At 42.2% G+C, this 6,823-nt stretch carries 10 protein-coding genes; 5 read left to right on the top strand and 5 right to left on the bottom strand.

Going from position 1 to position 6,823, the window contains the following annotated elements:
- Window positions 1-100 precede the first annotated feature (100 nt).
- On the top strand, window positions 101-901 hold the full coding sequence (gene recX / locus V7Z64_RS10805) for a recombination regulator RecX (protein ID WP_297990537.1): 801 nt from the start codon (window positions 101-103) through the stop codon (window positions 899-901).
- A 6-nt stretch (window positions 902-907) separates the two neighbouring features.
- Here the strand turns inward: recX and V7Z64_RS10800 are convergent, their stop codons facing one another.
- The gene (locus V7Z64_RS10800; protein ID WP_297990536.1) at window positions 908-1,576 is read right to left on the bottom strand and encodes an SDR family NAD(P)-dependent oxidoreductase; all 669 of its coding nucleotides are present in this window, start codon (window positions 1,574-1,576) and stop codon (window positions 908-910) included.
- A 157-nt stretch (window positions 1,577-1,733) separates the two neighbouring features.
- Here V7Z64_RS10800 and V7Z64_RS10795 point away from each other — a divergent pair, with 157 nt between their 5' ends.
- Window positions 1,734-3,380 carry an L-lactate permease gene (locus V7Z64_RS10795; RefSeq protein ID WP_297990535.1) on the top strand — a complete coding sequence of 549 codons (1,647 nt, stop codon included), beginning with the start codon at window positions 1,734-1,736 and terminating at the stop codon, window positions 3,378-3,380.
- A 52-nt stretch (window positions 3,381-3,432) separates the two neighbouring features.
- Window positions 3,433-3,753 carry a YfhH family protein gene (locus tag V7Z64_RS10790; RefSeq protein ID WP_297990534.1) on the top strand — a complete coding sequence of 107 codons (321 nt, stop codon included), beginning with the start codon at window positions 3,433-3,435 and terminating at the stop codon, window positions 3,751-3,753.
- A 22-nt stretch (window positions 3,754-3,775) separates the two neighbouring features.
- On the opposite strand, the gene V7Z64_RS10785 is transcribed toward V7Z64_RS10790, so the two are convergent.
- The 3 genes from V7Z64_RS10785 to V7Z64_RS10775 form a co-directional block, all read right to left on the bottom strand.
- A complete protein-coding gene (locus tag V7Z64_RS10785) occupies window positions 3,776-3,940 on the bottom strand; it encodes a YpzG family protein (RefSeq protein WP_006322047.1) in 165 nt (54 codons plus the stop codon).
- Between the two features lies 1 nt (window position 3,941).
- Entirely contained in the window at window positions 3,942-4,109 is a 168-nt protein-coding gene (locus V7Z64_RS10780) for a small, acid-soluble spore protein K (protein WP_003397928.1), read from the bottom strand.
- A 90-nt stretch (window positions 4,110-4,199) separates the two neighbouring features.
- A complete protein-coding gene (locus V7Z64_RS10775; protein WP_297990531.1) occupies window positions 4,200-5,177 on the bottom strand; it encodes a metal-dependent hydrolase in 978 nt (325 codons plus the stop codon).
- Window positions 5,178-5,232: 55 nt separating this feature from the next.
- Between V7Z64_RS10775 and mutY the strand changes: the two genes are divergently transcribed.
- Complete coding sequence (mutY, locus tag V7Z64_RS10770) at window positions 5,233-6,321, top strand: A/G-specific adenine glycosylase (RefSeq protein WP_297990530.1); 1,089 nt, start codon at window positions 5,233-5,235, stop codon at window positions 6,319-6,321.
- 17 nt (window positions 6,322-6,338) lie between these two features.
- On the opposite strand, the gene V7Z64_RS10765 is transcribed toward mutY, so the two are convergent.
- The gene (locus V7Z64_RS10765; protein ID WP_003397932.1) at window positions 6,339-6,563 is read right to left on the bottom strand and encodes a hypothetical protein; all 225 of its coding nucleotides are present in this window, start codon (window positions 6,561-6,563) and stop codon (window positions 6,339-6,341) included.
- Between the two features lie 103 nt (window positions 6,564-6,666).
- Between V7Z64_RS10765 and V7Z64_RS10760 the strand changes: the two genes are divergently transcribed.
- Entirely contained in the window at window positions 6,667-6,822 is a 156-nt protein-coding gene (locus V7Z64_RS10760; protein ID WP_091704697.1) for a gamma-type small acid-soluble spore protein, read from the top strand.
- The last annotated feature ends 1 nt before the right edge of the window (window position 6,823 follow it).

The following is a 6,823-nucleotide window of genomic DNA, read 5'->3' as shown; positions in this document are numbered from 1 at the left end:
AAACCAGTTCCTCCAGCTATTAAAATATTCATTTTTTTCCCTCCTTTCCTTCATTATGCGTTGTTTTTAGAAAAAAAGAAAGAAAAGGTGTGTTCAACATATGTGGATTGAAAAAATTGAAGTAGATCGAAAGAATCATGAACGTTTTTACGTTCATCTCGTTAAAGAAGATGGCAATAAACAAATCGTTTCCGTTGATCAAGACGTCCTCATCGAATATCGAATGAGAAAAGGAATGATGTTAACAGCGGCGCAATGCGAGGAGATGATGAAAAAAGATCATGAAAAACAAGCGTATAAGCTAGCGCTTCGCTTTTTAGCTTATCGTATGCGTTCGACAAAAGAGGTAGTTGATTATTTGCGAAACAAAGGGATCGGAAATGAGATCATGGAGCAAGTCGTTAGGAAGCTACAAAATGAGCGATACATCGATGATGAACAATTTGCCCACGCTTACGTGCAAACACAAATGAATACGACGATGAAAGGCCCTTATGTCATTTATAGAGAGCTGATCGATAAAGGGATACGTGAAGATGTGATTTTGAAAGCGTTGGAACGTTATACAGAAGAGATACAATTACATAAAGCGATAAAGTGGATCGCAAAAATCGACAAGCAGTCAAAAAGACGTTCTCATCAGGAACAAAGGGCGTATGTAACACAATTATTGCATACGAAAGGGTTTTCTTCCCACATCGTCGAAGCGGCAAAGCAACACATCGTTTTAAACGATGAAGAAGAGTGGGAAGCGATTGTATATCATGGCGAAAAGTTGCATCGCCGCTACGCGAAATACGATCGTTATACGTACGAACAAAAAATGAAACAAGCGTTATATCGAAAAGGTTTTTCGCTCTCACTCATTGAGAAGTTTTTAGAACAAAAAAAGGAGGAGTAACTCCTCCTACTCAATGACGATTTCTGGCTGTCGCCTATATTCATTTATAATCGTTTCAGCTATTTGCTTTGGTGAACGAAGGCGAGAACGGTCTTGAATATGGTCGGAATCGTCCCAGAACGGTGTATCCATGCCACCCATATATACTGCCGTAACGGCAACGTTTGTTTCGGCAAGTTCTTTGATGAGACTTTCACTAAATCCGCGCACAGCAAACTTGCTTGCGACATATACACTTTCATTCACTTTACCGCGCAACCCTGCGGTTGAAATGATGTTGATGACACTTGCTTGCGGTAATGCTTTTAAATATGGGAGAAATGCTTTTGTCATGTATATTGTTCCTTTGACGTTAATATCGATCATTTCGTCAATATGCTGCTTTTTTATTTGTTCGAGGGGACCGAAATGGCCGACACCGGCATTGTTAATAAGCGTTGTAATATGATGTGTACGACAAAGCGTTTTTGCCGCTTCTTGTACTTGTTCGTCGTTTGTAATATCAAGAGGGAACGCAATAGCCTTTCCACCTGATGACTCGATTTGTTGTTGCACTTTTTGAAGCGGTTCTTTTCTCCTTCCGATTAGAACGACTTCGTATCCTTTTTGCGCATATAAAAGCGCAAGCTCTTTTCCAAGTCCTGTCCCAGCTCCAGTAATGACGACCGTTTCCATCTATTTCATCCTTTCATGTATGATATATTCACGACAACGTGGAAAACGTATACATAAGCAGTTGTCATGAAGTAGTCAAATGTTATTGTGAATTACTACACAAACTTATGGTATAATGTCTTATGTCATTATATTACAACAAAGAAAGGGGAACAATATGAGCTTTTTACAAGTGGTAACAGCTTCTACACCGGTATTAGCTGTCTTTCTTTTTCTTGTTTTATTGCGTTTACCAGCGGCAAAAGCGATGCCGATTAGCTTTTTGATTACTGTCATTTTGTCGTTATTCGTTTGGAAGATGCCTAGTGTTCAAGTGGCAGCTGCAACAATTGAAGGCGTTATTGTCGCCATTTCAATTTTGTGGATTATTTTCGGTGCGATTTTACTGTTAAACACGTTGACAAAAAGCGGGGCGATGGATACGATTCGGAGCGGGTTTTTAGGTATTACACGCGACCGACGTGTACAAGTCATCATTATCGCCTGGTTGTTTGGGGCATTTATTGAAGGGGCAGCTGGATTCGGGACGCCCGCAGCCATTGGGGCTCCGCTTCTTGTTGCTTTAGGATTTCCACCGCTTGCTGCTGTTGTTGTAGCGCTTGTTGCGGATAGTAGCCCTGTTTCATTTGGAGCGGTTGGAACACCAATCATTGTCGGAGTCGATCAAGGGCTTCGTGAAGGAAATGCTGTTGCTGAGCGAGTACAACACGTCATCGGCACAGGCGATTTGTCTTCGTTTCTTCAAACGCTCGCAAAACAAGCCGTGTCGTTTGATATCATTATCGGTACGTTCATCCCGCTAATTTTAGTGCTTATTTTAACGCGCTTTTTCGGTGAAAATCGCTCGTGGAAGGAAGGGTTTGAAATTTGGAAGTTTGCTTTATTTGCTGGGCTTAGCTTTACCGTCCCGGCGTTTCTTGTCGCTTCTTTCTTAGGACCAGAGTTCCCATCGATGATCGGTGGATTAATCGGCTTAGCGATTGTTGTACCAGCAGCAAAAAAAGGATTTTTATTGCCGAAAGAGCCATGGGATTTTAAGAAGACGGATGAACATAAAACGGCAGCAAGCGTGAAACAAAGCGACATGCCACTTTTACTTGCATGGATGCCGTATATTCTTGTCGCGATTATTTTAGTGTTGACGCGTCTACAAAACTTGCCGTTAAAAGCATGGCTCCGTTCTGTCAAGCTGCAATTTAACAACATTTTAGGAACAAACATTAGTACAGCGATTGAACCGTTATATTTGCCAGGAACGATTTTTCTCGTCGTCATTGTCATAACTATATTTATGCATAAAATGAAGCGTGAAGATGTTTTAGCGACGATGAAGGAGTCGGCGTATACGCTCATCGGTAGCGCGATTGCGCTCGGTACAGCGGTGCCGATGGTTCGCATTTTTATTAATTCCGGTGTAAATGATGCTGGGCTTGCAAGTATGCCGATTGAATTAGCGTCAATGGTCGCAAGTGCTGTTGGAGCGGCTTGGCCGTTAGTTGCTCCTTTAATTGGCGCGCTCGGCTCATTTATTTCAGGTAGTGCAACGTTTAGTAATATGATGTTTTCTTTATTTCAATTTAGCATTGCAGATCAAATTCAAGTACCACATCATATCGTTATCGCCGGGCAAATGCTAGGGGCGAATGCAGGAAACATGGTTTGTGTATTAAATGTCGTTGCGGCAGCTTCTGTCGTCGGTTTAGCTGGAAAAGAAGGGACAATTATTCGCATGACGCTCATTCCGATGCTTTACTACGTATTGATGACAGGAATGCTCAGCCTTCTTTTGATCTATGTGTTTTAGCTCCCGTTATGGTACGATAAAGATGAAGTTCGTATAAAGCGGAGTGAGGGGAATGGAACAGAAACGGTATAGTGAAATGAGCGAATGGGAGTTAAAGCAGGAGATTGCTGCATTGACTGAAAAGGCGCGGAAAGCAGAACAAATGGGCATGGTAAACGAATACGCAGTGTATGAAAGAAAAATAGCTGTGGCGAAGTCGTATTTGTTGAATCCTGATAACTTTCAACCAGGAGAGTTTTATGAAATTGAAGGAGACCCGCAGTCGTTATTTAAACTTCAATATGTGAACGGTGTATTCGCATGGGGATATCGCTTGAATGACCCAGATACAGAAGCAGCGTTACCTATTTCATTGCTAAAGAAAAGAGGTTGACGGGTATGTCAACCTCTTTTCTTCATATTTTCCGTTTGCTTACTTCAGAATGCAAAATCATTAAGCTTTGCGATTGTTGTGTTTCACCGTTTACTTGGGCATGGGCGTGCTTCGGATTTGCCCACGGTTGTGGGAAAGGATCGGAATAACGGTTATCATAAAATTTTTTACGCCAATGTTTACCCATTTTATTCCTCCTCGATGTCGCCACGTTTACTTGACGCATGCATTCGCTCTTGAGGGTGCGTATTAATTGTTCCGTTTGCACGTTTTGATGCGTATTCCGCTTTTGCGCGTGGCTCACCTTCTAATTTTTCGTTGTTTTGATTCGGAAAGCCTCGTTCTTTATTGCCCACTGTTAGTCCCCCCAGACGTGATGTCGTGCTTTTGAAGCACACGTATAGTATTCATCAATAGACGGCGATTTATGAACACCGCCGTTTACTTTAGCCTGGAATAAGTTCTAGTTTTTTGCGCAATTTCTTCTCGCTAAAAATCCACCCTGTATAGGAGCTAACAATATTCAAGTCGCGATCAAGCTGCACGACCGCAACAAATGGATAATAATCTTTGCTTCGGTAACGCAAATCAATAAAACGCACTTCATAATGGTCGTCATACTCATGAACTTCCCAGCGATATACAGGTGAAAACGACAAAAATGCCGCTAAATTTTCATCTTGTTTTGCTTTTTCAATGACAGGAATGTTTGGAGTAGGGCATTTTTCGAACATGTCGAGCACGTTAATCTCCCCTCTTTGCGAGCGAGCAACGTAAAAGTGGGTTGATGTTGTCACAGCTAAATGCCATTCATTCCATTTTATTGTCGGTACGGTAATGATTTGTTCGACATCCGGAAACATTTGTTTGATCTTGCGCTTTATTGCTTGTTGTTGACGAAAGCGAATGATATAGTAACCAATGAGCACAATGTACACAGCGAGAAACGTATACCCAGCATGGTGCCCGTTCAGCCATAGGACGACTCCGGCTACATGAACGACAAAAATAAAAGGGTCAAACGTATTGATTATCCCAAGAGCAACCCATTTCTTTGAAAAAGGACGTAACGCTTGCGTTCCATATGAATTAAATATGTCGACAAACACATGAAAACTGACAGCGATAAACGTCCAAAGCGCGATATGAAAAAACGATGCACCATACACATAAAAAAGGGCAGCGCTAATGAGCAGCGTCCAAACAAATAACGCGGGGATGGAATGGGTAATGCCGCGATGATTCCGAATATATTTGGCGTTATTTTTTAATTTTAAAACGGTGTCAATATCAGGTGCTTGCGAACCGGCGAGCGTACCGATAAGCACGGCATGAGCTAGCGTCGGATCGTTCGCAATCGTTGGATCGAGCGTCGCCAATCCACCTAATGCAAACCCCATTAAAACGTGTGTACCAGTATCCAAATAAAAGGCCTCCTTTTTCCGATTGGACTTACTTTTAGTTTACCACCATGGAGGAATGAACGTGAAAGAAAATGTACAACAAATATTGGACCATTTTCATATTGAACAATTTCAGCACGATTTAATTCATTGGTTCGTCAAAGAACAACGCGATTTGCCGTGGCGAAAAGAAAAAGATCCGTACAAAATATGGGTATCGGAAGTGATGCTGCAACAAACGCGCGTCGATACGGTCATTCCTTACTTTTATAAGTTTATCGAAAAGTTCCCGACTTTAGACGCCCTCGCTGAAGCAGAGGAAGAAGAAGTGTTGAAAGCATGGGAAGGGCTTGGATATTATTCGCGCATTCGCAATTTACATGCAGCAGTAAAAGAAGTGAAAGAAAAATACGGTGGGTGTGTGCCGGCGTCAAAGGAACAATTTTCGTCGTTAAAAGGAGTTGGACCATATACAACAGGTGCGGTATTAAGCATCGCCTACGACATTCCTGAGCCCGCGGTTGACGGAAATGTCATGCGGGTGTTATCGCGCATTTTTTATATAACAGATGACATTGCAAAAGGGAGCACGCGAAAAAAGTTTGAACAACTTGTTTCTTGTATCATTGCGCACGATAATCCGTCTGATTTTAACCAAGCGTTAATGGAGCTTGGCGCGCTCATTTGTACACCGAAAAGTCCAAGTTGCTTCCTATGCCCTGTGCAGCGTCACTGTCGCGCATTTGCAGCAGGGGCAGAAGGAAAGTTGCCTGTAAAAACGAAAGGAAAGGCGCCAAAACATGTTTCTTTCCGCGCTATTGTACTTGCTGATAAAAAGGGGAGCATCTTGATTGAAAAACGTCCGGATCGTGGATTATTAGCGAATTTATGGCAGTTTCCAAATGACGAGCATGCCCCGACAGCAGACGACCAAGCGTTTATAAAGGAAATAAGCGAAAGATATGGTGTTGTGATTCGCTCAGTACAACAAATTGGCACGTTTCAACATGTGTTCTCCCACGTTGTATGGCACATTGAAGCGTATAAAGGAGAAGCGATTGGTCTTACAGTAGATGTTCCAACGCGCAAGTGGGTAACGATCGAGGAGCTTGCATCTTACGCATTTCCAGTTGTGTACCAAAAAATATGGCAAGCGTATGAGTAAAGGTGAGGCAATCACCTTTACTCATAAAATACGCGCGTTCCATTTGTATATGTTGCCTCATTCCGATGTAAACCGCCCCTCGCTTCAATTTCCTCAATAATTTCACGATGCATCGTCTGTCCTTCAACGTTTAAATATGGAGTGACTTGTTGAAGAGCGTGATGGAAAAAAGCGAGTTCGCTATCTTTCCACTGTTGTTTCGGAATCATTTGAAGGGCTGTCAAGTCGCGTCCAACATACATTTTTCTCACCTCTTTCATGTAGTTTGGAAAATGAAACAAAAATTATTCATACGGATATTTTCTCGACAAATGATACAAAGTAATAACCGTGGAGGTGAGCGTCATGAACAAACAACCGAACAAAACGGTAGCAGGAACAAATATTCAGCACGTAAAACAGCAAAACGCTGGCCAGTATGGAACAGAGTTTGCGACTGAAACCGATGTTCAACACGTGAAGCAACAAAACGCAAAAGCAGAAGCGAAAAAAAATCAATAAC

The organism is Anoxybacillus sp., from assembly GCF_036834105.1.
In the GTDB taxonomy this organism is placed as follows: Bacteria; Bacillota; Bacilli; order Bacillales; family Anoxybacillaceae; genus Anoxybacillus.
The sequence above is the reverse complement of the archived record's forward strand: the minus strand, read 5'-3'. Positions and strand labels throughout refer to the sequence as shown.

Bases quoted from the DNA above. Each gene is read 5' to 3' on its own strand.
- V7Z64_RS10760 (WP_091704697.1), top strand. From the start codon at position 6,667: ATGAACAAACAACCGAACAAAACGGTAGCAGGAACAAATATTCAGCAC.
- V7Z64_RS10765 (WP_003397932.1), bottom strand. From the start codon at position 6,563: ATGTATGTTGGACGCGACTTGACAGCCCTTCAAATGATTCCGAAACAA.
- V7Z64_RS10790 (WP_297990534.1), top strand. From the start codon at position 3,433: ATGGAACAGAAACGGTATAGTGAAATGAGCGAATGGGAGTTAAAGCAG.
- V7Z64_RS10800 (WP_297990536.1), bottom strand. From the start codon at position 1,576: ATGGAAACGGTCGTCATTACTGGAGCTGGGACAGGACTTGGAAAAGAG.
- recX (WP_297990537.1), top strand. From the start codon at position 101: ATGTGGATTGAAAAAATTGAAGTAGATCGAAAGAATCATGAACGTTTT.
- V7Z64_RS10785 (WP_006322047.1), bottom strand. From the start codon at position 3,940: ATGGGTAAACATTGGCGTAAAAAATTTTATGATAACCGTTATTCCGAT.
- V7Z64_RS10795 (WP_297990535.1), top strand. From the start codon at position 1,734: ATGAGCTTTTTACAAGTGGTAACAGCTTCTACACCGGTATTAGCTGTC.
- mutY (WP_297990530.1), top strand. From the start codon at position 5,233: ATGAACGTGAAAGAAAATGTACAACAAATATTGGACCATTTTCATATT.